At 69.0% G+C, this 23,946-nt stretch carries 20 protein-coding genes; 6 read left to right on the plus strand and 14 right to left on the minus strand.

The genetic code is table 11. The features are described 5' to 3' along the window. Window positions 1-9 precede the first annotated feature (9 nt). From ACFVM3_RS14730 to ACFVM3_RS14755, 6 genes are all read right to left on the minus strand, one after another. Window positions 10-2,775 (minus strand): DUF5682 family protein, encoded by a 2,766-nt coding sequence (locus tag ACFVM3_RS14730; RefSeq protein ID WP_378438905.1) that lies wholly within the window; start codon window positions 2,773-2,775, stop codon window positions 10-12. Then, complete coding sequence (locus ACFVM3_RS14735) at window positions 2,772-3,884, minus strand: AAA family ATPase (protein ID WP_378438907.1); 1,113 nt, start codon at window positions 3,882-3,884, stop codon at window positions 2,772-2,774. The genes ACFVM3_RS14730 and ACFVM3_RS14735 overlap by 4 nt, the downstream gene beginning before the upstream one ends. Before the next feature lie 19 nt (window positions 3,885-3,903). Then, on the minus strand, window positions 3,904-5,274 hold the full coding sequence (locus ACFVM3_RS14740; protein ID WP_378438909.1) for a VWA domain-containing protein: 1,371 nt from the start codon (window positions 5,272-5,274) through the stop codon (window positions 3,904-3,906). Further along, window positions 5,271-6,650, minus strand: coding sequence for a hypothetical protein (locus ACFVM3_RS14745; RefSeq protein ID WP_378438911.1), 1,380 nt, complete (start codon window positions 6,648-6,650; stop codon window positions 5,271-5,273). Before ACFVM3_RS14745 ends, ACFVM3_RS14740 begins: the two co-directional genes overlap by 4 nt. After that, on the minus strand, window positions 6,650-7,147 hold the full coding sequence (locus tag ACFVM3_RS14750; RefSeq protein WP_378438913.1) for a hypothetical protein: 498 nt from the start codon (window positions 7,145-7,147) through the stop codon (window positions 6,650-6,652). Before ACFVM3_RS14750 ends, ACFVM3_RS14745 begins: the two co-directional genes overlap by 1 nt. Window positions 7,148-7,219: 72 nt before the next feature. Beyond that, window positions 7,220-7,858, minus strand: coding sequence for a haloacid dehalogenase type II (locus ACFVM3_RS14755; RefSeq protein WP_378438914.1), 639 nt, complete (start codon window positions 7,856-7,858; stop codon window positions 7,220-7,222). A gap of 64 nt (window positions 7,859-7,922) precedes the next feature. Here ACFVM3_RS14755 and ACFVM3_RS14760 point away from each other — a divergent pair, with 64 nt between their 5' ends. Together ACFVM3_RS14760 and ACFVM3_RS14765 are read left to right on the plus strand one after the other, a co-directional pair. Then, window positions 7,923-8,486, plus strand: coding sequence for a CGNR zinc finger domain-containing protein (locus tag ACFVM3_RS14760; RefSeq protein ID WP_378438916.1), 564 nt, complete (start codon window positions 7,923-7,925; stop codon window positions 8,484-8,486). Between the two features lie 194 nt (window positions 8,487-8,680). After that, the gene (locus ACFVM3_RS14765) at window positions 8,681-9,448 is read left to right on the plus strand and encodes a twin-arginine translocation pathway signal protein (RefSeq protein WP_378438918.1); all 768 of its coding nucleotides are present in this window, start codon (window positions 8,681-8,683) and stop codon (window positions 9,446-9,448) included. Between the two features lie 365 nt (window positions 9,449-9,813). On the opposite strand, the gene ACFVM3_RS14770 is transcribed toward ACFVM3_RS14765, so the two are convergent. Next, window positions 9,814-10,533, minus strand: a complete 720-nt coding sequence (locus ACFVM3_RS14770; RefSeq protein ID WP_378438920.1) for a S1 family peptidase — start codon at window positions 10,531-10,533, stop codon at window positions 9,814-9,816. Window positions 10,534-10,813: 280 nt separating this feature from the next. Here ACFVM3_RS14770 and ACFVM3_RS14775 point away from each other — a divergent pair, with 280 nt between their 5' ends. Both ACFVM3_RS14775 and ACFVM3_RS14780 read left to right on the plus strand, forming a co-directional pair. Further along, window positions 10,814-11,509 carry a nitroreductase family protein gene (locus ACFVM3_RS14775; RefSeq protein ID WP_378438922.1) on the plus strand — a complete coding sequence of 232 codons (696 nt, stop codon included), beginning with the start codon at window positions 10,814-10,816 and terminating at the stop codon, window positions 11,507-11,509. Window positions 11,510-11,683: 174 nt separating this feature from the next. After that, on the plus strand, window positions 11,684-13,072 hold the full coding sequence (locus ACFVM3_RS14780) for a Gfo/Idh/MocA family protein (protein WP_378438924.1): 1,389 nt from the start codon (window positions 11,684-11,686) through the stop codon (window positions 13,070-13,072). Here ACFVM3_RS14780 and ACFVM3_RS14785 read toward each other — a convergent pair. Beyond that, complete coding sequence (locus ACFVM3_RS14785) at window positions 13,069-13,854, minus strand: adenylate/guanylate cyclase domain-containing protein (RefSeq protein ID WP_378438926.1); 786 nt, start codon at window positions 13,852-13,854, stop codon at window positions 13,069-13,071. The genes ACFVM3_RS14780 and ACFVM3_RS14785 overlap by 4 nt on opposite strands. 376 nt (window positions 13,855-14,230) lie before the next feature. Here ACFVM3_RS14785 and ACFVM3_RS14790 point away from each other — a divergent pair, with 376 nt between their 5' ends. Beyond that, window positions 14,231-14,827, plus strand: coding sequence for a DUF6801 domain-containing protein (locus ACFVM3_RS14790; RefSeq protein WP_378438927.1), 597 nt, complete (start codon window positions 14,231-14,233; stop codon window positions 14,825-14,827). 83 nt (window positions 14,828-14,910) lie between these two features. Next, window positions 14,911-15,726, plus strand: a complete 816-nt coding sequence (locus tag ACFVM3_RS14795) for a hydrolase (protein WP_378438928.1) — start codon at window positions 14,911-14,913, stop codon at window positions 15,724-15,726. Here ACFVM3_RS14795 and ACFVM3_RS14800 read toward each other — a convergent pair. From ACFVM3_RS14800 to ACFVM3_RS14825, 6 genes are read right to left on the minus strand one after another with little or no spacing between them, the layout of a single operon-like run. After that, window positions 15,719-17,032 carry an MFS transporter gene (locus ACFVM3_RS14800; protein WP_378438930.1) on the minus strand — a complete coding sequence of 438 codons (1,314 nt, stop codon included), beginning with the start codon at window positions 17,030-17,032 and terminating at the stop codon, window positions 15,719-15,721. The two genes, ACFVM3_RS14795 and ACFVM3_RS14800, sit on opposite strands and share 8 nt — an antisense overlap. 21 nt (window positions 17,033-17,053) lie before the next feature. Next, window positions 17,054-17,899, minus strand: a complete 846-nt coding sequence (locus ACFVM3_RS14805; protein WP_378438932.1) for a DUF3592 domain-containing protein — start codon at window positions 17,897-17,899, stop codon at window positions 17,054-17,056. Between the two features lie 8 nt (window positions 17,900-17,907). Continuing rightward, window positions 17,908-18,435 (minus strand): hypothetical protein, encoded by a 528-nt coding sequence (locus tag ACFVM3_RS14810; RefSeq protein WP_378438934.1) that lies wholly within the window; start codon window positions 18,433-18,435, stop codon window positions 17,908-17,910. Between the two features lie 58 nt (window positions 18,436-18,493). Further along, window positions 18,494-21,526: a hypothetical protein gene (locus tag ACFVM3_RS14815; protein WP_378438936.1), complete on the minus strand. Its 3,033-nt coding sequence runs from the start codon at window positions 21,524-21,526 to the stop codon at window positions 18,494-18,496. Next, entirely contained in the window at window positions 21,513-22,565 is a 1,053-nt protein-coding gene (locus tag ACFVM3_RS14820; protein ID WP_378438938.1) for a hypothetical protein, read from the minus strand. The genes ACFVM3_RS14815 and ACFVM3_RS14820 overlap by 14 nt, the downstream gene beginning before the upstream one ends. Continuing rightward, window positions 22,562-23,875 (minus strand): hypothetical protein, encoded by a 1,314-nt coding sequence (locus ACFVM3_RS14825; protein WP_378438940.1) that lies wholly within the window; start codon window positions 23,873-23,875, stop codon window positions 22,562-22,564. The genes ACFVM3_RS14820 and ACFVM3_RS14825 overlap by 4 nt, the downstream gene beginning before the upstream one ends. Between the last annotated feature and the right edge of the window lie 71 nt (window positions 23,876-23,946).

The raw sequence follows: 23,946 nt of genomic DNA on the forward strand, positions 1-23,946 counted from the left end.
CCCTCGGGTTCACCGGCCGGTGAGCACCTCCTCCAGCGCGGCGGCGGAGTCCGGATACCGTTCGAGCAGCGCCAAGCCGGCGGGCGCGGTGCTCCCCCACGGCTCCTCGCAGCCCAGCAGGCCCGCCACGGCGTCGCAGGTCGCCGGATGCGCCGCCAGCAGCGCGAGGCCGCTTCCCCCGGTCTTCCTCGTCACCGCAAGGGATTCCGGCTGGGTTTCCCACGGCGGGACCCAGGCGTCGAGCGCCGCGAGGCTGCCGGGGAAGATCCGCCCCGCCTCACGCACGAGCAACGGCACCAGCTCCGCGCCCCGGGATCGCAATGTGGTGATCAACGTCGGCAACCACGGCAGCAGCAGCCTGTCCGGCAGCTCGGCGAAAGCGTTCGACACCGCCTCGACGACGAAGTCGGCCAATCCCGGCGCCGGTTCCAACGCGTGGACGAAACCGCTCAGGTAGCGCGGATAAGCGGGCAGCACCATCGGGTTCGCCAGCAGTCCGGCGCAGCGCTCCCGCAGTTCCGCGCGCGAGAGGCGGCCGAGTTGGACCTGCGCCGCCCACAACAGCGCCACCTTCGACGGCTCTTCCGGATGCGATCCGGCGATCGCCAGCTCCAGTTGCGTACGGTCGCATCCCAGGGACAACGCGAGCGCCTCCAGGCTGAACAGGAAGCCCAGCATCGCGGCGACCTGCTCGACACCGGCCTCCTCGTCGGCGAAGGCCGCCGGGAGCAGCGTGCAGTAGTGCGCGTACCCCGTCCGGACGAAGTCCTCGATCCACCGGGGCAGCACCGGCTCACTGGTCCGGTAGTGCGCCAGCAGCCTCCGCACCCGCCGCAGCACTTCCGGAGCGCCGTCGACGGTGCGTTCGGTGGCCAGCACCTCAAGGGCACGCGTGCCCAAGTCCCCCGCCAGCCGGGCGCTGCGCAAGTAGAGCGTCGCGTCCTCGACCGCGCCGAGTACCTTCGCGGCGGTGGCCCGCGGGTGGTAGGCCGCTCGCCGAAGCCGTTGCTCCAGCACCTGTTCGACGCTGACGCCTTCGTAGCCCAGCTCGATGAGGGCCCGCTGGTGGGTGCCCAGCGCCAGATCCCACGACTCCTGGATCGGCCGTTCGCCGAGCCGCCGCTCCCCCATGATCGGCCGCGCCGCACCGCGCGGCATCAGGTAGCGCAGCATCCACAGCAGATCGGAGCAGGGCTCCAGCTCCGGCCTCGACGCGATGTCGAGCAGCGCCCGTTGCACACCTCGTTGCTGTAGCTTGAGGTTCAGGGGTTCGAGCCGGTCGTGCACGTCGCGCGCCAGCGGCGGCAACGCGTCATAGCCGACCTGGCCGATCCGGTCCCCGCCCATCATGATCTCGACGAGGCGGCGCACGTCGCGCCTGCCGGGCACGACGTCCTTTTCGATACAGGTGACCGCCGCGTCCTGGAAGTCGTACGGCGTCGGCTTGGCCCGGTCGCGCAGACCCGCAAGCAGGATCGAAGTCTCGAACACCGCGATGGCATCGGCGGTCGAGGCCAGGTAACCGTTGCGGCGCGCCGCGCGGACGATCTCGACCGACCACCCCAGCAGTTCGGCCTCGTCCAGCCGATCGAGCACCGGAGGTCGTTGCAGGAAGCCCGAAAGCTGGTCCGATGGATCCACTGCCACCGGATCCGGCGTCGGTGCGGGCAGCTCCGCGGCCTTCTTCCGCTTCGGCCCTCCTACCTGTCCTTCCAGCTGGAACTGCTTCACCTTGGTGCGCTTCAGGTTCTTCGCCCACTCGGTCGCGGCGATCGACACCGATCCCCCGGCGAGCCCGAACTGCGCCTCGATCGAGGCGTGGCTCGACGGGATCAGACCGTACTGCCACGTGCTCTCGCTGCGCGGGCTGATCACGAAGCCGTCCGTACCCTCGACGCCGAACTCCGCGACCCGGCTGGCCGCGTGGAAGGCACCGCAGATGTAGAGACAGTCCGCGGGATCCGCGCCCGAGGCGGAGAGATGCTCGCGCATCCGGGTCCACATGTAGCGCTCGCGGTCTTCGTCCACCCGGACACGCCGGGTGTCGCCCGGTGCGAGACGACGGAACAGGCTGCCGATCAGGAACATGACCTGGCGGTAGGTGTCGTGGTCGCTGTCGCCGAGCGGCAGCTCGACGTACTGGTGCCACCACTCCGACCAGTGCCGCACCCGCCCGTGCCGCAGCAGGTGTTCCTCGAGTTCGGCGAACCGGGGCCGGAGATCACCGATCTCGACGCCGACCGCGTCACCGTGCAGCGCCGCCTCTTCCTCGGCGGGCGGCGTGTCCGGTTCCGGGGACGGCTCCCGTTCGTCCCATTGGAAGACGTGGTCCGCCGACCGGTCGACGAGGACGAGCTCGACGCCCGGGGTGTCGAGGGCGTACGCGATCGCCTGGTACTCGGCCGAAGCCTCGGTGATCGGCGCGACCACGGACAGGGGCGCCCACTCCGCGGGGAATCCCTTCACTTCCGTCGCGAAGGCCTGAACCGCCACCGGGAGACGGCAGTTGCGCAGCTCGGTCAGCAACGGCGCCATGTCTTCGCACAGTTCGAGGTACACCACCTTCGGCTGTTTCTCCCGCAGCCGCCGTGCCATCGCCACGGCCGAAGCCGGGGAATGGTGGCAGACCGGGAAGATCTCCAAAGGCTCGCGTACCGCTCGGTCGACGTCGTCGACAAGCCCGAGCAGGATGCCCTCCAGTGCGCCGGGCCCGTCGGCGAAGGCGGCCGCGGCCTCCTGCAACTGGCCGCGCAACGCCTCGAAGGCGCCGCTCACGAGAGGGAGGCGATCGCGTCGCGGCCGCCGTCGAGGAACTCGGGCCAGTCCCCGCCCTCGTCCTTGCTGCGCGGCTCGACGACACCGTGCAGGTACTTGTTGAGGATCGCCAGGTCCTCCGGCTCGCGACGGGCGAGCGAACCGACCAGTGAGGACGCCAGCGTGCGGGCGGTCAGCTCGCGTTCACCGAAGAAGTTGCTGTGCAGCACCGCGTCTTCGAGCACACCGATCTGCTCGGCCGTGGACAACGCGGACTCCAGCTTCTCGTCGTCGCTGCCCGCCGACGCCGCCGCGGCACGCAGGTCGCCGAAGCTGCGCAGCAGCACGTCGAGCAGCGTGGGCGGAACGTCCAGCTCGATCTGGTGGCGGCGCAGGAGTTCCTCGGTGCGGAAGCGGACAATCTCCGCCTCGCTCTTCTTGTTGGTCACCACCGGGATGCGAACGAAGTTGAAACGTCGCTTCAGCGCGGACGACAGGTCGTTGACACCGCGGTCCCGGCTGTTGGCGGTGGCGATCACGGAGAAACCGGGTTTGGCGAAGACGATGCCGTCGCTGTCCAGTTCCGGTACCGAGATGTACTTCTCCGACAGGATCGAGATCAGCGCGTCCTGTACGTCGCTGGTTGAGCGGGTCAGCTCCTCGAAACGGCCGATCGAGCCGGCCTCCATCGCGGTCATGATCGGCGACGGGATCATCGACTCGCGGGACTGGCCCTTGGCGATGACCATCGAGACGTTCCACGAGTACTTGATGTGGTCCTCGGTGGTGCCTGCGGTGCCCTGCACGACGAGCGTGGAGTTACGGGAGATGGCCGCGGCCAGCAGTTCGGCGAGCCAGCTCTTGCCGGTGCCGGGGTCGCCGATCAGCAGGAGCCCGCGGTCCGAAGCGAGCGTGACGATGGCCCGCTCGACGATGTTCCGGTCGCCGAACCATTTCTGCGCGATCTCGCGGCCGAGGCCGTCGGCGCGCTCGGAACCGAGGATGAACAGGCGCAGCATCTTCGGGGACAGGCGCCAGGCGAACGGTTTGGGGTTGTCGTCGACCGACTCCAGCCAGTCCAGCTCTTCGGCGTACTTGATCTCGGCGGGGGCGCGCAACAGGTCGGACATGTCTTGCCTTTCGGGAGGTTCAGAAGGTGAGGAAAGTCTTGAGTTCGTGGACGAGCTTGGTGATGTGGCCGGAGATCACCGGCGTGCCGAGATCCTTGAAGCGCTCGCGGAACCAGGGGTTCACGCTGCCCCGGCCGGCGCTGGTGACCGAACCGACCGGGATGAACTTCGCCCCGGACCGGTGGATCGCGGCCATGCTCTCGAAGAGCTGCTCGACGCGAGTCTCGTAGAAGTCGGAGATCCACACCACCACGGTATTCGCGGGTTCGGCGATCTTCGGCTGGGTCAGCGCCATCGCGACCATGCCGTCGTTGCCGCCGCCAAGGTTGGTGCGCAGCAGCGTTTCGAAGGGATCGTGCACCCAGGGTGTGAGGTCGAGCGCCTGCGTGTCGTAGGCGATCAGGTGAACGTCCACTTTGGGCAGTCCGGCGAAGATCGAGGCCAGCACCGCGCAGTTGACCATCGAGTCCACCATGGAGCCCGACTGGTCGACGACCGCGATGAGCCGCTGCGGTGTGGTCTTCTTCGCGGTCTGCTTGTAGTAGAGGCGATCGACGTAGAGGCGCTCCTCGTCGGGGCTCCAGTTGGTGAGGTTCTTCCAGATGGTGCGATCGAGGTCGAGGTTGCGGAACACGCGTTTCGGCGGGACCGAGCGGTCCACCTTGCCCGTCGATGCCTTCTCGACCTGGGTCCGCAGGACCTCCGCGATCTCGTCGACGTAGCGGCGGATGAGCGATTTGGCGTTGGCCAACGCCACTCCGGACAGGTTGTCCTTGTCCCGCAACAACTGTTCGATGAGAGACATACTCGGGCTCAGCTTCGCCGCGAGCGCCGGGTCGGCGAGGACCTCACGCAGCTGCATCCGTTTGACGAGGTCCGCCTCGATGCCGCCGAGCTCCGGGCCGATCGCCGGGAGCAGGGTGCTCAAATCGGGCGCGCCGCCACCGCCGGTGCCGCCGAGGCCGGTCGGGGCGCCGCCGCGACGACCTCCGCGCAACTCGCCCGGACGGCAGCCCAGCGCTCGCTCCAGCCAGCCCGCGTCGGCCTGCCAGCGGGACAGCTGCCCTGCCGTCACCGTGGGCGGCGCCGGCGCGAAGACGTTGAGCAGCACCTTCGACACGAGAGCCGCGCGCCGCACTTCCGCGACCTTGTCCCGGCTGTCCTCGGCCTCAGGGGCCATCAGCCCGTCGAACTCGGCCGCCAGCTCCGGATGACGCTGGACGACCGAGTCGACCGCGACGTTCGGATCCAGCAGCGCGGACGGCAGGCCGATGTCCTCGACCACGGCCACGCTCGCCGATTCGAGCGCGGCCTGCTCCTCGCTGTCGAAGAGCCGGGCGAGCAGCCGCCAGTACAGGACCTGGCGGCGGTTGTCCTCGGGTTCGGTCATTTCCGCAACAGCCTTCCGGCGCGTTCGCGCAGTACGGCCGCGGCGTCGGTGGCCGCCTTCTCGGCTTTCACCCCGGCCTTGTCCGTGGTGCCGCCCGCCCAGGCTCCGGCGTGCACGGCGGTGGTCTTCTTGCGCACGGTGGTCTCGACGGCGAGCGGCTGGAGCCGGAATCCGCCGTCCCACCGGATCAGGCCGATGCACGCGCTGGAACCCGCGACCGCCTTCGGGGTCAGCGGACCGGCGGCCGGGATGCGATCGGTCTCGACGGAGAGCCGATTCCCGGCGAAGGTGAACGTGAGCGTGTCCTCTTCGCCCTCGACGTCGTAGCCCTCGAGGAAGACAGGAACAGCTAGCCGCACCGGGTGCCGATCCAGTGGCGCGACCGTCGGCGTGACGGCCTTCGGCAGAGCTACGCGCGCCGTGGAGAACGCGTCCGCGGGCTCTCCGAGACGGGCATGCTCGTCGCGCCAGAGCAGGTCACCCTCCGCGGTGACCGGCATGTCGGCGAGCTCCATCGAGCGGCCCTCGCTGATCGCGGCGAGCAAGGAAAGATGCGGGCGCAGCAACTGCCAGATCCCGGCGCCGATGATCGTGTCCGGCTTCGGCGCGGTCACGTTCGCGCGCACGAGCCGCGGAGCGGTGCCGTCTTCGGGTTCGAAGACCGCGTGGACCTGAGCCTGCGCGGCCGTCGCATGTTCCAGCAGATCGACCCCGAGCGGTAGCAGGCGGCCGGTGACCGTGCCGATCGCCGGCGTCGCGGCCGCTCCGCGCAGGGTCAGCAGCATTCCGCGCGACCACAGGTCGCCCCAGCGCCGGGTGGGGATCCGCTCCAACGCCGCACCAGGACAGGACGCCGCGAGTTCCGCGGCGAAACCGTCGAGCAGGACGGCCAGCCGACGCAGGCTCGGCTCCGCGAGCAACGCGGAGATCACCTGCGCCGAAGCCGAGATCAGGTCGTGGTCGATACCCTGCCAGCCCGCGCGGGCCAGATCGGACAGCCAGGACCGCGCGGCGACCAGCAGATTGGGCGGTTCCGGCTCGGCGGGCTGCCCGGCTGAGTCCTCGCCCAGCGGCCGCCCGGTCGCTTCGACAAGGCGTGCGAGTACCGCGTCGTGCACGGAGCCGAACACCGCGATCCGTGCCGCCGCAAGGGAAAGGAAGTGCTCCTCCCCCGCGGCACCGGCCGCGGTCTTCTCCGCCGCCTCCGCGACCCGTGCCGCCAAGGGCGACCCCGCGACGGCATCGGCCAACTCGATCAAGCCGGTGACCTTCTGGGGACGAAGCAAGCCGGTGACGAGCACGTCGTCGAAGGCATCGACGACCGCCAGCGCCTCGTCGAGACCGGTGATGGGATCGGTGAGCAGATCGACGCGCATCAGACCACCGCCCTCGTCGGCGGGAACCACTGCAGCTCCGGCACCGGCGCCGTCGACGGCTCGAATTCGAGGTAGGCCAAGTGCCGCAAGAACTGGCTGAACACGGAAGCGGCGGCGGTGTTGTCACCCTGCGACGGCCGCGTCGCGCTCATGGTCTGCGAAATGGCCTGTGCGGTGGGCTCCGGAACCTCGACGCGCAGGTACCGCGCGACCCGCTCGGCACCGTACTGAAGGGTGGATTCGTTGATGAGGGCGAGAATATGGTTGCAGAACATGCCCCGAGCCCCGCCGCAGGGCCGATTGTTGTTGGTACTGCAGGCAAACTCGTACGTGCTCGCCGCGACGGACGAGACGTACACCCGGCCGATGTCCGATCCGCTGGACACCACTCCCTGCACCCGTCCGTCGGCCAGTTCGACGAACGGGACCTTCGCGAGCTTGCGCGGGCGAGCGGGTGACAGCACCCTGGCCGTGCTTGCTCTTTCCCAGTCTGACAACGCATCTTCTCCTTGCGGGGGTGCCTCGATGGGGACTGGGACGAACCTAGCGGGAGGCACCGACAGTTTTGATCACAACCGGCTTTTCGCCAGCTGAGCCGCCAGATCGACGAGGCCGTCGGCATGGAAGTCGAACCGGTCCGCCGCCGACGGCGGGTCGCCGACGGGCCTGGCGACGTAGGCGGTCCGAAGGCCGACACTCTGCGCTCCCCTCAGATCCCACGCGTGGGCCGCGACCATCAGCAGCCGCTCCGGCGGTGCACCTGAGGCCTTGACGGCCAGTTCGTAGACAGCCGGGTCGGGCTTGTAGGTCTGCGCCTCCTCGGCGGAAAGCGCTTGATGCCACCGGAGACCCGCATGGGCGTTGATCCGGAGCAGGCTCGTCCGGCTGGCGTTGGAGAGGCCGATGATCGGGTACCGCTCGGCAAGCCTCGACAGCCCTTCGACGGTGTCGGACCAGGGCGGAAGGTTCGGCACCACGTCCGTCTTGGTGACCAGCTGGGCCGCTTCGCGATCGAGAACGTCGCTCGGGGCGTACTGCCGCTCGCCCGCGACGATGCGCCGCTGCTCGATCTCGACGTGGCCCAGCCACTGGTCGACCAGATCGTCCGTATCGGCATCCGGCACCGCTTGCCGGACCGCCTCGCGGATCCCGGCCGGTTCGTCGACGAGCGTGCCGAGTATGTCGAACACCAAGGCGTCGATCTCCACGGACAACCTCCCGGTAAGGGTTAAAGTAGCGGTTAACCGCGAACGTACGAGAGGTCGGTAAGGGATGCAAGTAGCGTTAGACGATTACGTCCGGGCCGCGGGCGTCGCTACCGAGCTGGTCAACACCGCACCGGAGGTCTGGCACGGCGAAGACAAGCTGCCCGACCTGACGTCTCTGGCCGCCTTCACCGAGCTTCACGCATTGCCCGAACCCTCCCGACCCGGCGATCTGCGCGCCGTTCACCGCCTACGCGTCACTGTGCGAGAGCTGATCGACCACCCGGACCAGGCACGCCTCATCACCGGCGCCACCGCGCTCACCTCTTCGATCGGTGACGTCACCCTCCTGCCCGAGGGTGCACGATGGGCCGTTTCGGTCCGGCCCGGCGCGAAAGTCGCGGACTCTCTGGCCCTGGTCTGTGGCGTCGGAATACTCGGCGTCGTCCAGACTCTCGGCGTGGAACGGTTCCGCGCCTGTGGCGCACCCACCTGCCGAGGTGCGTTCATCGACACGACACGCCCCGGACGGCGCCGCTATTGCATGCCGGGATTATGCGGAAACCGCGTCAACGTCGCGAATCATCGGGCACGAAAGCTTTCTCAAACTGGATTTTTCGAGGCGCCGTAGGCGAAATGCCGTAACAGCGGTTCACGAATTCGGCCCATCAAAGAACAGTGCCCGCTCCGAAGTATGATGCACGCGAGTGAACTTTCTCGACAGCGGCCGAGTCCTGTTGGAAAATCAGACGCGCGCGACACCTTGTTGCCGATCCTTGTCGCGTTCAGTTCCCTTACTCCCATCATTTGGCGAAAAGGAACCCCATGCATGACGATGATGAGCCAGTAGGCCGAGTTCTCGGCAGGCGGCAGGCGTTGATTCTCCTCGGCGCCGCCGGCGCGACACTCGCCGTCGCCGGATCCACCACCGCGAGCGCCACCACCTCCAGTCCGGGCGCGCCCGATGTCTGCACGCTGGACTGCGTGGTCAAGCCGGAACAAATGGAGGGCCCGTACTTCGTCGACGAACGACTCAACCGCTCCGATATCCGCACTGAGCCGTCCACCGGGCAGCTGGTTCCCGGCACCGCGCTGGCGCTCAATTTCACCGTTCAGCAAATCCGCCAGCAGCAGTGCACGCCACTACCTGGCGCCATGGTCGACCTCTGGCAGTGCGACGCGTTCGGGCTGTACTCCGACATTCCGTCCCAGGGCAGCCGAGGCCGCCGTTTCCTGCGCGGTTACCAGAACACCGACCAAACGGGAGCGGCCCGGTTCACCACCATTCTGCCGGGGTGGTATACGGGACGCACGCTCCATATCCACCTCAAAATCCGCACCACCGGCACCAACGGCCGGCCGTACGAGTTCACTTCGCAACTCTATTTCACCCCCGAGTTCGGCGCGGCCTATCTGCGGACCGAACCGTACCGGCGGAAAGGACCGGCCGACACGACCAACAGCCGGGACTCGATCTACCGCAACGGCGGGGCCCAGATGCTGCTGCGTCCGCAACAGACCGGAAGCGGCTACACGGCGGACTTCGCGATCGGTCTCGACCTGTCGAACACCCAGGTCGGCCGACCCGACTAGAGCGCTGTCCCGTAAGTCCGCGCCTCCCATAAATGTCCACAAAGGACGCTTTTGGTCGACCGGATGTCCGTTTGACGCGCATGTGTATAAAACCACTCAAACCGAACCAATCGGGCACCACCTTCGCGGCGAGAGACCTTTGTGGACAGTCAGGTCGGTGGTGGCGTCCCGCAAGTGGCCCTGTGCTGCCGGAGCGTGTCGCGAAAGCCACTTTCGCGACGCCTGATGTCCCGAAAGTGGCTTTCGCGACATCTGGGCGCCAAGACCGCCAACAGGACTTACAGGACACCGCTTAGAGCGAAGCACAGGACCCTCCCCGGCAAGCGCCGGGGAGGGCCTCACTGCTACGAGACTGCTACGAGCCGTCAGACGCCGGCGATCTGCTGGATCCAGGGCCGGTACCGCGTGATGTTCGTGTACGCGGTCGTGGTCTGCCGGTCACTCGTCGAGGCGACGCCGACCTGACGGCCGGAGGCGAACATCGGGCCACCGGAGTCCCCACCGGCGGTGATGCCGTCGCCGCGACGCGCGCACACCGCGATGCCGCCGTGGTAGTCACGGCAGGAGACCGACGTGACCGAGACGTTGGCAACCTTCAGGTAGCGGGACTGACAGTTGATCTCCGAGCCGCACTGGCTGGTCGCGCCCCAGCCGTAGACCTGGACGGTCTGCCCGACGGAGACGTTGGCGGTGGTGCCCAGCGGTGAGTACGTCGCGTTCACCGGCGCGGTGAGCCGCACGATCGCGAGGTCGGCGCTCGGGTGCCGGGTGACGGTGGAGCCGGTGGCCATGGTGCCGCCGCTCTGCTGGTCGAGGCTGCCGATCCGGAAGGTGAACGTGCCACTGCTCGCCACGCAGTGCTTCGCGGTCAGGATGTACTGCGGAGCGATGATCGTCGAAGTACAGGTCTGCCTGCCGTTGGCGAAGAGCCTGGCCGCCCACGGGCCGCTCGTCGCGTTCTGGCCGCCGATGATCATCGGCTGGACGTCGGAGGACGGTTCCGCGGCAGACGCCACGGGAGCGGTGACACCGAGCAGTGCCGCGAAGGCGGTGCCGGCGATCAGGGCAAAGGAGCGCAGTCGCATGGTTCCGACTCATTTCTGCGGCACGGGTTCGGCCGCGCGATGGGGACGGGTGTGCTGATTCTGGTGCGCGGCAAGAGAAACCTGACACCGACGAAAGTCGTGCAGTGGATACCTATCTCTACGCCGCGACGACCACTGAGCGGCGCTCTAGGTACCGGAAACACCCACCCGTTACGACGACCGGCGTCCGTCCACTTGAGACAGACGGCGGCATAACTCCAGGGACATAACCTCGCTCCGGGGCTTCCCGAAAACCGGATCCGCCGCCAGAATCGCCATCATGACCACAGCACAGTGGACCCCGACCTACGGTGACCCCTTCGAGCCGGTGCCCTACCGTCCGGCGCGTGTGCCCGCGGAAGAATCGCTGGCCACCGCCGCCGATCTGCGCCGCCGCATGGACACCCGCCGCACCGTGCGGATGTTCTCGACGGACCCCGTGCCCGAACAGGTGGTGGTGGACGCCATCGCGGTGGCGGCGACGGCGCCCAGCGGCGCTCACCAGCAGCCATGGACGTTCGTGCTCATCAAGGACGCCGAGACCAAACAACGGATCCGTGAGGCCGCCGAAGAGGAAGAACGCGTTTCGTACGAGGGCAGGCTCGGGGAGGAGTGGCTGTCCGCCCTGCGCCCGCTGGGCACCGACGCCGTCAAGACCCACCTCACCGACGCCCCGTACCTCATCGTGGTCTTCCAGCAGCGCTACTTCCTCGACGAGGACGGCACCAAGCACAAGCATTACTACGTCGACGAGTCGGTGGGCATCGCGGTCGGCATGCTGCTCACGGCGTTGCATCTGTCCGGGCTCGCCGCGTTGACGCATACGCCGTCGCCGATGCGCTTCCTCGGCGAACTGCTGGAGCGGCCGCAGAACGAGAAGGCGTTCGCCGTCATCCCGGTCGGCTATCCGGCGGGCGACTGCGTGGTGCCGAACCTGGTGCGCAAGTCGATCGACCAGGTGCTGATCCGCCGGTGACCGCCCGCGCGGCCCGGGTGCGTACGCGCACCCGGGCTGCACGAAACACCGACAAACAAGCACACTAATTGCGCAAAAGTGCAGTTTGCTGCGCACTTTGGCGCATCTCTTGACATATCCGGCGGCGATTGGACAAGGTCTGGGCACCGAAGGCGACACGAAGGAGTGTTCTTCATGGCCGACCTGCCCTCAGTCTCCCGCCGGACACTGTTCGGCGGCGCGCTCGCAGCCGGGGCGCTCGCCGCGATCCCGACGAGCGCGACCGCCGCGGACGAGGCGGTAAGTGCGCCCCGCCGCCCTGGTCAGCGCAGCATGATCGGGGTCCCGTTCGAGCGGCACCAGACCGTCCGCGTCGCGCTGATCGGTCTCGGCAATCGCGGTATGTCCATGATCGGCGGGTGGAGTGCCGTCCCGGGCGCAGTGGTCACCGCGGTCTGCGACATCCGCGCCGAGCGCGCGAAGGCCGCCGCGGACAAACTCGCCGCCGCCGGGCGTCCGCGCCCGGCCGAGTACGGCGGGTCCGCCGACGCCTACCAGAAGATGCTCTCCCGCGACGACATCGACCTCGTCTACATCGCCACCCCGTGGGAGTTCCATTACCCGCAGGGCAAGGCCGCGCTGCTGTCCGGCAAGCACGTCGGCGTCGAACTCCCCATCGCGACCGAGCTCGACCAGTTGTGGGACCTCGTCAACACCAGCGAGCAGACCCGCAAGCACCTCTTCCTTGCCGAGAACTGCAGTTACGGCCGCAACGAGCTGGCCATCCTCAAGATGGCGCACGAAGGCGTCTTCGGCGAGGTCACCAACGGGCACGGCGGCTACCTGCACGATCTGCGCGCGCTGCTGTTCTCCGACACGTATTACACCGACGCGTGGCGCCGGAAGTGGCACACCCGCAGCACCGCTAGTTTCTACCCGATGCACGGTCTCGCGCCGATCGCCGCCTGCATGGACGTCAACCGCGGCGACCGGTTCGCCACACTGCGCGCCACGGCGACCGAGCCGAAGGGGCTCGCCGACTACCGGAAACGCCACATGCCGCCGGGTCACCCGTCGTGGAAAGAGACCTACATCAACGGCGACCTGGTGACCTGCCTGATCGAAACCGAACAGGGCCGGATCATCCGCGCCGAGCACGACGTCAGCTCACCGCGTCCGTACAGCCGCATCAACAGCCTCGCCGGCAGCCGCGGCATCGTGGAGGACTACCCGGCCCGGATCTACGTCGAGCCCGACCACAGCGGCCACGCGTGGAAGGACTTCGGGCCGTACCGCGACCGCCACGACCACTGGCTGTGGAAGAAACTCAAGGACGACCCGAACCTCGGCGGGCACGGCGGCATGGACTACGTGCTGCAGTGGCGGATCGTGCAGCAGATGCGGGCCGGGCTGGTGCCGGACATCGACGTCTACGACTCGGCGGCCTGGTGCTCCCCCGTGCCGTTGAGCGTGGTTTCCCTGGCCCGCGGCGGGAAACCGGTCGCGGTACCCGACTTCACGCGTGGCGGATGGACGAAGCCCAGGGCCGGGCTGGACTCGCAGCCGTCGGAGATGCCCGGCTAGGAGTTCGAGTAGCGAGGCACGACCCGGTAGACACGGAGGTCCTTCGGGGTCCCCTTCGCGCGGAAACTCCGGCGCGGTCGCACGATGACCGCGCCGGGGTCCAGCTCGTCGACGACACTGCCGCTGGCCAGCACCTCGTCGCCGTCGGCGGCGGCCATGACGCGGGCGGCGATGTTCACGTCGACGCCGAGGTAGTCGTCCCCGACCCGCCGCGGATTCCCTCGGTGAAGCCCCGCGCGCAGGTGCGGGAGATAGCCCTCGGCCTTGATCACGCTCACGGCGGAGCACGTCTCGTAAGCGGCGTTCACCGCCTCGCCAGGGTCGGCGAACACGGCCATCACGCCGTCGCCGAGTCCCTTCACGATGGTGCCGCGATGCCCGGTGACGACCGATTCGGTCACCTCGCCGACCGAACGCAGCAGCTCGAGCACGCGTTCGTCCCCCGCCTGCAGTGCCCACGTCGAGAAGCCGACCAGGTCGGTGAACAGCACCGTGATCCCGTCCGCGGACACCGGGTGCCCGCCGGACCGGCGGACGGCCTGCCAGGCCTGCACGGCGGCCAGCCCCAGCTCGCGGGTGGCGCTGGGCCGGTCCGCGCCCGCCTCGGCGAACAGCCGGGCGAGCCGGTCGGACGAGCGGCCTGTCGACCGCGCCAGCGGGTCACCCGGGACCAGGCCGCGGAGGAACCGGGCCCCGCGCACCAGCTCGCCGCGCTGATCCGTCGCGCGCAGGAACCTGCGGGTCCGGCGGTGCCACGGCTCGGGTCGTTCGGTCACGATCAAGACACTAGGCCGTGTCCTGCGAGTCTGTTCGATGGGCTTCGTGATCCAGGTGGTTCCTGACGGTGCGGGCGGGTCAGCCTCGCACCGGTCCGCCCGTGCCGTCAGGGAGCACCTGGGCGAGGAGACCGCGAACACGACTTGCAGGACACGGCCTAGCCCGCGCACCCCCGGGCCGTCGCACCTGTCACCGAGGTGACAAGAATGCGGACGCCATTTCCCCTTTACTCCTCCGCATGACAATTCCCGAACTCGCCATTCCACCTACGCGTGACAAGATCGAAGCGTAAAGAAAACGCGAGAGATCTTTTCCTTTCCTCGTTGGTGACTTTCCACCTACATTCGGTTTCGAGCCCATTCAACGACGAAAGGACCCGACATGACGAAAACCCTCGTACGGAAGGGTGTTCGGCGGTTCTGCGCGGCCGGGATCGCGGCCGCGGTCGCCGGGACGGTCATGCTCGCCGCGGCGGGAACCGCTGCCGCCGTCGAAAAGAATCTCACGTACAAGGGCGGCTTCCCCATCATCGGCGACCAGAAGGTCGCGGTGGTCGTGAAGGCGGAAATCCCGGCGGCCGCGAAAGCCGGGGAGCCGGTTTCGGTGCCGTTCACCCTCGACGTCGACGCCGGTCAGGCCGCGGGCGACGGGCTCCGGCTCGTCGGTGCCAAGAAGCTCTCCGGCACGATCAGCTCGAAGGTGAACATCGCGCTCGGCGAGCAGAAGATCTCGATCCCGATCGAGCTGCCGATCCCGGACACCGAGGTACCGGCCGAAGGGCCGCTGAAGTTCACCGCACAGGGCAAGGTCGACTTCACCATTCCCGCGGGCACCCCCGCCGGTGAGGCGACCAGCAGCGTGGACGCCGCGGCGACCTCGCATATCGTCACCGACAGCTCGCTAGGCGAGTTCGACGTGCAGCTCGCGCTCGACCCGCCCGACCAGGACGCCGTCCTCGGCAAGACGACCATCAGCTGAACCCCGTCTTTCCCCCGGCTCGCCGAGCCGGGGGAAAGACGCGTCTTGACCTCCAGCGCACTGGAGGTCGCAAGCTGTCGATCATGTGGATCTGCGACAGGTGCGGTATCGAACATCCCGCCACTCCCGAACCTCCCCGGTGCGTTCTCGACCGCGGCGAGGTCGGCATCGAGGAAGCCGGTGACCTCGGCGCGCACACCGGACGCTGGTGGACGCACGAGGAACTGATCTCCGTGCCGCACAAGACCTTGCACCGCGATCACGGGCGCGGCCTGCACAGCATCAAACGAGAACCGAACTTCGCGATCGGGCACTGGTCGTTCATCGCGGTGACCCCGGCGGGCACCCTGCTCTGGGATCCGCCGTCCTGGTTGGACACCGAGGTGCTCGACGTCATGCGCGGGCTCGGCGACGTCGCCGTGATCGCCACCAGCCACCCGCATATGTTCGGCGCCCAGCTCGGCTGGAGCCGCGCCCTGGGCGGGGTTCCGGTGCTGGTCAACGAACGCAACCGCGAATGGCTGCCCGCCCCCGATCCGGCGTTCGAGTTCTGGGACGAACAGGTGGAACCGTTGCCTGGCCTCGAACTCGTACGGCTCGGCGGCCACATGCGCGGCAGCGCCGTGGCCAGGACGCCGGACGGCAGCATCCTGGCCGGGGACACGATCTCGGGCGGGCTCGCGCCGAACTGGGTGTCGTTCCAGCGCAACTTCCCCAAGCACATCCCGTTGTCGGGCGCCGTGGTCCGCCGTGTCGTCGACCGGCTCGACGAGTTCTCCTACGACCGCCTCTACACCCTCGGCGGTGACACCATCGACCGTGACGCCAAGGCCGTGGTGCGCCGAAGCGCCGAAACCCATATCCGGTGGGTGAACGGCGACTTCGACCACCTCACTTGATCGCGCGTTTGTCCTTGCCGCGGAAGGTCATGGCGATGACGCCCGCCATCGCCATGAAGAAGGCCACGGCCCACATCCCGGCACGGAAGCTCCCGGTCAACCCCTGCAACCAGCCGGTGAGATAGGGGCCGACGAAGCCTGACAAGTTACCGAAGGAGTTGATCAGGCCGATCCCGGCGGCGGCGCCGACGCCGGACAGGAAGGCGTTCGGCAACTGCCAGAACACCGGGATCGCGGTGAACACGCCGACCGCGCAGAGGGTCACCGCGATCATCACCCACAGCGGCGAGCCGAGATACAGCGCGCCGGCGATCGCGACCGCGCCGACGAACGCGGCGATGGCGACATGCCCCGCCCGTTCGCCGGTGCGGTCGGAATGCCGTGCCCACAGCACCATGGCGACGGCGGCCACGGCGTACGGGATCGCCGTGATCAGCCCGATCTCCACGATGCTGTAGTTGGTCTGGAACTGTTCCTGGAAGCCCTTGATCACCTGTGGCAGGAAGAACGCGAGCACGTAGAGGCCGAAGATGATGCCGAAGTAGACGGCGCTCAGCGCGAGCACCCGCGGATCGGTCAGCGCCGATCGGGTGCTCACCTCCTTGCCGACCTCACGGATGTCTTCCGCGTCGATGGCCGACTGCAACGCCGTGCGTTCGCCGGGGGTCAGCCACTTCGCGTCCTTCGGCTTGCTCGGCAGCAGGAAGAACACCGCCACCCCGAGCAGGATCGACGGCACCCCTTCGGCGAAGAACATGAACCGCCAGCCGGCGTCGAAGCCAAGGACGCCGTCACCGTGCTTGATGAGCAGGGAGGAGACCGGGCTGCCGATGACCGAGGACAGCGGTACCGCGAGGAAGAACAGCGCGACGATCTTGGCTCGCTGCTTACGCGGGAACCAGTAGGTCAGGTACAGGATGATGCCGGGGAAGAACCCGGCCTCGGCGATCCCGAGCAGCACCCGGACGATGTAGAAGCTGATCTCGCCCTGGATGAACGCGGTGGCCGAGGCGACGATGCCCCAGGTGACCATGATCCGCGCGATCCAGATCCGGGCGCCGACCTTGTGCAGGATCACGTTGCTGGGCACTTCGAAGAAGAAGTACCCGACGAAGAACAGTCCCGCGCCGAGCCCGTAGGCGGCCGAGCTGATGCCGAGGTCGGCGTTCATGGTGAGCGCCGCGAACCCGACGTTGACCCGGTCGAGATAGTTGAGCAGATAGAGCAGCCCGAGTAACGGGACCAGCCGGATCATCGCCTTGCGCACCGCTGGCGCGGTGGACACCTCTGCCGTCTGTTCATCCATCCGCGGGAGTGTAGAGGGCGATCAGAACAACGGTGGCAGGAACGCACCGAAGTTTCCGCCGTCGGCCCGATCGGCCGGATCCGGGTCCACCTGGACCGAGTCGGGGTTCAGCGGGTCGTAGGTGACCTTCACCGTCGAACCTCGGGCAGGGGCCTGCATCGGCGAGGTGATCATCGTCGTGACGACGGTCCGTTCGCCGCCGTCCGTGGGGAACCGGACCTGCACGGTGAACCTCGGGTTCCCCATCACCCAGACGTTCGTGAACTCGACGCCGAGGATCTGCCCGACCACCTGCCTGCCGGTCTGAGCGAGTGCCTGCGCACGGTCGTCGGCCTCGGCCCTGGTGACGAAAGCCCGTCCCAGCACCATGATCATGACCAGCGCGGTCACCCCGGCCACCGCCGGAACGAGGTACGGCTCGTAATAGACGATCCAGTCCACCTCGGTCCACGGTTCGGACGGCAGCCGCTTCCCCACCGACTCGGGCGGCGTCCAGGACGGGATCGCGACGCCGCTGCCCAGCGCGATGCCGAGGGACGCGGCGAGGCTGCTCGCCCGGAAGCCGACGCCCATCCCGCGCAGTGATATCCCGCCGCCCCACAGCATCGCGAACCCGAGCGACGAGGCCACCGTGATCGAGACGCTGAAGAACAGGACGAGCGAAACCGCCGGGCCCGCGTCGGCCCCCCACGCGTCGACGCGGTTCAGCGACATCAACCGGAAGCCGTCCAGCAGCCCGAGGGCGCCCGACCAGCCCGCCGCCGCCCAGGCGAGCGTCGTCGGCACGCCGAGCAGCCAGAGCCGCAGGCCGGGACGGCGGGCCTGCCGGGGATCTCCCGGCAGGCCGAACTCGAAGGTCCCGAACATCGCTCCGCCTACGCGATCGGCCCGAACACGGCGACCTTCGCCGGGTCGGCGGGGTCGACGCGGGCTTCGTGGCGGGTGCCCGGCGCGTACTGCTGGATCGTCGCCAGCGGCGCGATCAGCTGCGTCACCGTCCGGTAGGTCGTGCCGTCGGTACGGGTGACCTCGAGGGTCGCGGTGTACTGCGCCTGCCCGGCGATCTTCCGGCCGGTCGGCTCCAGCTCGCGGACCACCAGGGTGGCGGGCTCGCAAGTGTCGTAGAGCCGCCTGAGTTCGGTGCCGTAGGCCTGGAGTTCCTGCTGCTGACGTAGTTGCTCGTCCATCGGCAGCGCCATGAACGCGGCCATGTCCGGGTCGGCGTTGAGGCTCCGGAAGGCCTGCGCGGCCAGCTGCGGAGTCGGCAGCCGCGGGGTGATGTCGTGGCCCTGCGCGGCGGCGGCCTGCCGGAACTGCTCCGCGTGGCGGTGGAAGTCCTGCTCGCCCCGCGCCATGCCCTGCTGTGTCGCGTCGTTGATCTTGTCGCGGATTTTCTTGAACATCGGGTGCCGCCTTTCGCCGTGTCGTTCGTGCTGGACACAGCTTCGGCGGACCGTCCCGCTACCGAACCCAGGTTTTCCCGTCGTCGGTCGCGTCGAGGCAGGTCAGCGGCGCCCAGAAGACCGGCGATGCCGCCGGCTCGGGCTTCTCGCGCCAGCGAACGAGCCGGGACCGCTGCCAGGCGCACAGCTCGGTGACCGGATCCTCCCCCGCGAGCGCGGTGTCGACGGCGATGACGAGTTCGGACATCGGGTCCGAACCGGGCACCGCGGCCGAAGTCGGGAGCGCCCAGACCGTGGCGGCGACCAGTCCCGCGCCGGCCGCGACGGCGGCGAGCAGCACGCCGAACGGTTCGGCCAGGCCGAAATCGCTCGCGCTGGCGCAGCCGATCAGCGCGACCCGCGCGGGCATGGTGTCCATTTCGGACAACGCGAGATCGGCGGCGGTGAACGGTCGGTGCGCGCCGATCGGCGCGGCCGTGCCGGGAAGTTCGGCGGAACAGGACAGATGGAGCGCGGTTTGCGCGCCGTATTCGTCGCGGACGCGGCTGACGTGCCCGACGTACACCAACCGGGAACAGGGTCCCGCCAGCAGTTCGGCGAGCAGACGGCGGTCGGTGTCGGTGCGGCGGACCAGATCGAGCCCGCGGGCGGCGGCGGGAAGGACCGGCCCCTCGGCGAGCCGCTCGTCGAGGTGGCGGATCAGCGGCGACGCCGGATCCTGCTTGCCGAGCACGGAACCCAGCTCACCGAACGCACTCTGCCCGGGGATACGCGGATCGAGCAGATAGACCGGCGGGCCATCGGCGGCGGGCGGACGGCGCGGGATCGCGGCCGGGGCGAGCAGCGAGACGTCGGCGACGTCGAGAACGCGCTCGTCGCTGTCGAAACAGAGGCCGATCTCGTCGATCTCGAGTACGTGATCGGCCCGCCTGTCGGGCAGGGCGAGCAGCCCCCATGGGACACCGGCGAGGCTCGGGGACGGCTGGATCCGCAGGAGCGGGCGGGTTTCGGCGCGCCGCAGCCTCTCGACCAGGTCCGCGGGCAGGAGGTTGAGGGCGAGAACGCGAGCCAGGCGCTGTTCACCGGCGAAGCTACCGAAAGCGTCTTCGCTCAGTGAGCGACGGACGGCGTCGGCCACGCTCTCGCCTTCGCGCGGTGTGGGCGACGCGGCGTCCAAGAGCTGGCGAGCGGTCCCGACCAGGGCGAACTCGATCGGATGGGTGTGGACGGTGTCGAGGTCCTCGGTGGTCCGCCAGGTGAGGAAGGTGTGGCCGGCATCGGCGTAGCGCAGGAGGAACGTCTCGCGTCCGGGCTTCGCTGACGGCCAGGTCTCGACGGTTTCGGCGACCGGACGAGACAACTGATACCGCTCGGCGGCGAGGCGGAGCCACGGGTCCAGCTCCATGGGCGACGAGGGCGACCAGCGCAGCGCGGGCGGCGGGGCGAGCCGCAGCGGAAGCGACGACGTCACGGAACCCAGTGCCGCCAAGGGAAGTCCTTCGGCCACCGGGCCCGCTTCGAGGGCGGGCAGCGCGCCGGTGAGGTCCAGCGAGCGCCCCTCCACGCCCGTGTACGCCCCGACTGCGCAGGTGCGCTCGATCAGTTCCGCCGCCAGCCGCGGCTCCTGGAGCTGGGCCAGCAGCGCCATCAGCAGTTCCGTCGCCGGACCGGCGACGTCGCGAGCCCAGGCAATGCGCGCCTGCGGCGAGGTGAACTCGAACCGGTACTCCGCCGCCGCGAGGGCAAGCGGGAGCAGGAGATCCAGCACAGCCGGGAGCTCTTCGCCGTGGGCGAAACCGATCGTGGCCGCCACGAAATCCGTGTGCAGGCGGTCCGACCAGTCCCCCGACGTCCGCGCCGACTCCCGGGCGCGGGTCACGTGGTCCCTCGCCGTCGCCCAGTCGCCCTCGGCCATCGCGCAGCGGGCCAGCGCCACGTCGAGGCGCCGCAGACCCGGAACGTCGGCGTTGGCCGTCCAGATCTTTCCGGCGTGCTCGAACTGGTCCCTGGCCTGTGCGACATCACCCGCGAACAGCAACAGTGTGCCGAGCGCGTGGCTCGCCTCCGCGACGTCGCCGTTCAGGCCCGCGGCCGCGAGTTCGTCGCGGGCGGCGACGATCACGGCGACCGCTCCGGGAAGGTCTCCGCCGAAGGCCCGGTCGGCCGCCAGCTCGATACTCGCCCTGGCGGCCAAGGGACGGCCTTCGTGCTGAGCGCTCAGCCGCAGCAGATCCGTGCGCGCGTCGGCGTCTTCGCCACCCGCCTGGCGGACGCGGGCACGCTCGGCTCGCGCCATCGCCCGCAGTGCCTCCACTTGCCCGCGGATCTCGTCGATCTCCGCGATGGCGTCCAACGCCGTCAGGATCTCCTCGATCGCTGACCGCGCGCCCGCCATGTCCCCGGCGGCGATCTGGACGCGCACGTCGAAGATCCGCAGTTCCAGCTCGTCGGCGCCGTACACGTCGAGCAACTCGGGCGGGTACTGCTCCGGTCCCTCTTCCTTGCGCAGTGCCGCCCGGCGGCGTTGCCCGGCGATCAGCTCCCGCGCCTTGACGACGTCGCCTTCCTCCGTGCACAAGGAGATGAGCACGCGCTCGGCGACCTCTCGGGAGCCCTCGATCATCCGGAGTTCGACGTACTGTCCATAGTGGACGATGGCGGTGGTACTGACCTTGAAGGCCTGGAGCACGGCTTCGGCGCATTGTCTCGCGTTGCGCAGGTCGCCCGCGGAATAGCAGACGGTGGCCAGATCACTGACCGCGGCGAGGTCCAGATCCGTCCGGTCGAGCCGCTGCGCGATCTCCCGCATCTTGCCGTACGTCCGGTGCGCGCCGGCGACGTCCCGCGTGACGGCGAGCCGTTTGGCCTTGTCCTGGAGTTCGACCGCTTCGATGAGCAGCTTCCGGTACTGGCGTTCGGACAGGGAACACGCGGGCAGTTCGCCGTACGGAGCCGGATCGAGGCCGAAATGCCGTGCTACACAACGACAGTTGTAGCCATGCGAGGTGGCAGGGCCCAGTTCTGGCGGAAGCGGCCGGTCCGGTCCGTTCCGGGGCGGTGGCATGCCGACGAGCACGTCAGAACTCCTCATCGGCGGAAGCGGCCGCCGCCCGTTCGGCGAGCGTCCCGGTCTCCGGAGGGCGGGCCCGCACGAGCGCGACCACCTCCGCCCGGTCTTCCGCAGTGGTCCCGGCGACGCCTTCTCCCGCAACGCCGACGTCGACAGTGATCTGTCCACTGTGGAGGATCGCAAGCCGGGTCGCGGTCTCGTCCAGCTCCGCCGTACCGGAGAACCGCCCGGCGCCCAGCTCCAGCGGCACCTCCGCGAACGGCTCGCCCGCATGACTCGCGAACGCGGAGATGGCCGCGTCGGCGAACGCGCCCGCGACGACGACTTCGAGCCTTGTAGCAGCCGCGGCGGCGACGATCCGCCAGGTCACCGTGTCCTCGCCGGCGTCCAGGATCCCCGGTGGCACCCGCGCCCAGTCGACGCTCGCCCGCCCGCTCGCCAGTACCCCTTCGCCTGGCGCGAGCGGATCGAGGCCCGCGGCCAGCGCGTACTCGCGTTGGCCGGGTGTCGCCGTTTCCAGCCGTGCCGACACTTCGGCCGCTGCTTCGGCGCGCACGACGTCGTCCTGGCCGTCGAACCAAGCCGCGAGGCGAGTGCAGAATTCCCGGGCTTCGTCGGCGACCGGGACCGCGGCGGCCAGGAGAGCGCCGTCCGCGATCGCCGCGTCGAACAGCTCGGCCGGGGAGGCTTCGAAACCGTCGAGGAGCCCTTCGGCCAGGTCCTCGACGTCGGCCGTCGCGACCGCCGTTTCGAGGTCCAGCAACGCCGGATCCAACGAAAGAATCCCGAGTGAAGGTCCGGCGGGCCACCAGCGACGCAGCCACAGCAGCAAAGCGAGCCTGCCGAGTTCCGGCCGGGCAGGAAGCTCCGCGTGGCCCTGGCCGAGCGCGGCGAGAGTCGCCTCCGCGCCCGCGAGCCGGGTCAGCCAGGGTTCGGCGGCCCCGGCGTCGGTGAATTCGACGCGCATCGTCGTCGTCCGGCCGGTGAGCAGATCGGCCAGGGCGAAGCGGATGAGCGCACCGTCGGCCGCGATCACGGGAGTGTGCACCGGATGCGTCACGACACGGCCTCCAGCTCCGGCAGGCGGGCCATGAGCACGCGCCGCACCTTCGTCCGCAGGTCCAGGGAGGTCGACCGGATCACCCCGGTGACCAGGTCGCGGACGTCGGCGGCGTCGGCGGGCAGGTCGCCGCGGACGTCGAAACCGTGCAGCCGGACCCACAGCCTGCCAAGGAAGTGCTTGGCGAACTCGCGAAGATCGCGCAGGAGTTCGGCGTCGGGCCGCGGCGTGAGCGGCGTGGCCCCGGCCAGGGCGCGGCGGGCGTGCAGGACGTAACCCTCCCTGGCGACCTGCGCGTTCAGCTGCCGCGCGAATTCGGGAACACCGGCGGGCGCCGCGCCGTCGAGTGGCCGGAGCGCGGGCGCGAGGACGACGCCGAGCGCGAAACACGCGGCCAGCGCGGGCAGGCCGAGCCCGAATCCGGCGGCGACCCGGGTGAGTTCGTCGTCGACAAGGTCTTCCACGGAGACCCGCTCGCCCTGAGGAAGGCGGCGCAGGGTCGCGCGCACCCTTCGCTCGACACTGCGTTCCAGGAGTTCGGGACCGATTTCGTCGCTCCGGTTCAGCGGCGGGACGGCGGTGCGATCGCCGCGCTGCAGACCGAGATCCGGTGCGTGCAGCCCGGAAATTTCCTGGACGACTTCGCTCAATCCTCGGGACCCGCCCGGCTGTCGCAGCATGAGCCCGAGTGCGTGCCCGTCGACCGAATCGGCGAGCGCTCGCCACGCCGAGTCGGAAAGGCCGTCGACGAACGCCCGGAGCGCGGTGATGTCCTGCGGTACGGCGGTTTCGGCGTCCCAGCGGCCCTGCAGTTCCGCGGTCAGCTCGGCCGAGTGCCGCGGATCCGAGAGGTAGGAGGTGAGCTGATCGACGCCCACCGCGCCGCGCTCACCGTGCAGATCCCGCAACGCCGCCGCGGCCGTCTCCGCCGCGTCCGGACCGGGCGAGCCGAAACCCGTCGCCAATTCATAGGCGAGCGGGAAACACACGTCCTGGACGTTGCCCGCCGTGATGCGCAGGGCACGGCGCTGCCGTTTGAGGTGGGTGAACCACGATGCGGTCGCGCGCAGCCTGTCGGCGTCGGCCAGCAGCACTTCCGTCAATTCGGCCGCCGTGACCTGGTCCAGTACGGGACGGCCAAGCCGGGGACGCGCCGCAGTGCGGACGACCAGCGGGTCGATGATCTTCTTGATCGTCCGGGTCAGCGGACCGCCGTCGGGCGACGACAGGACCTCGACACCGTCGATGCGTTCCCAGGCCTGGGTGAGAACGGCCGACCGCAGCCTGGACTCGCTCGATCCCCTCGTCAATCGCCCTCCCGACGTCCGGCCGCAACTCTATCCGAGAGACCGTTCGGACTAACTTTCGTCCGTTCTGTACA

Source organism: Amycolatopsis sp. NPDC057786, assembly GCF_042797905.1.
Lineage (GTDB): Bacteria > Actinomycetota > Actinomycetes > Mycobacteriales > Pseudonocardiaceae > Amycolatopsis.

Coding starts and splice junctions, on each gene's coding strand:
- ACFVM3_RS14735 (WP_378438907.1), bottom strand. CDS start 3,884: ATGTCCGACCTGTTGCGCGCCCCCGCCGAGATCAAGTACGCCGAAGAG.
- ACFVM3_RS14740 (WP_378438909.1), bottom strand. CDS start 5,274: ATGACCGAACCCGAGGACAACCGCCGCCAGGTCCTGTACTGGCGGCTG.
- ACFVM3_RS14745 (WP_378438911.1), bottom strand. CDS start 6,650: ATGCGCGTCGATCTGCTCACCGATCCCATCACCGGTCTCGACGAGGCG.
- ACFVM3_RS14760 (WP_378438916.1), top strand. CDS start 7,923: ATGCAAGTAGCGTTAGACGATTACGTCCGGGCCGCGGGCGTCGCTACC.
- ACFVM3_RS14765 (WP_378438918.1), top strand. CDS start 8,681: ATGCATGACGATGATGAGCCAGTAGGCCGAGTTCTCGGCAGGCGGCAG.
- ACFVM3_RS14770 (WP_378438920.1), bottom strand. CDS start 10,533: ATGCGACTGCGCTCCTTTGCCCTGATCGCCGGCACCGCCTTCGCGGCA.
- ACFVM3_RS14775 (WP_378438922.1), top strand. CDS start 10,814: ATGACCACAGCACAGTGGACCCCGACCTACGGTGACCCCTTCGAGCCG.
- ACFVM3_RS14780 (WP_378438924.1), top strand. CDS start 11,684: ATGGCCGACCTGCCCTCAGTCTCCCGCCGGACACTGTTCGGCGGCGCG.
- ACFVM3_RS14790 (WP_378438927.1), top strand. CDS start 14,231: ATGACGAAAACCCTCGTACGGAAGGGTGTTCGGCGGTTCTGCGCGGCC.
- ACFVM3_RS14795 (WP_378438928.1), top strand. CDS start 14,911: ATGTGGATCTGCGACAGGTGCGGTATCGAACATCCCGCCACTCCCGAA.
- ACFVM3_RS14800 (WP_378438930.1), bottom strand. CDS start 17,032: ATGGATGAACAGACGGCAGAGGTGTCCACCGCGCCAGCGGTGCGCAAG.
- ACFVM3_RS14805 (WP_378438932.1), bottom strand. CDS start 17,899: ATGTTCGGGACCTTCGAGTTCGGCCTGCCGGGAGATCCCCGGCAGGCC.
- ACFVM3_RS14810 (WP_378438934.1), bottom strand. CDS start 18,435: ATGTTCAAGAAAATCCGCGACAAGATCAACGACGCGACACAGCAGGGC.
- ACFVM3_RS14815 (WP_378438936.1), bottom strand. CDS start 21,526: ATGAGGAGTTCTGACGTGCTCGTCGGCATGCCACCGCCCCGGAACGGA.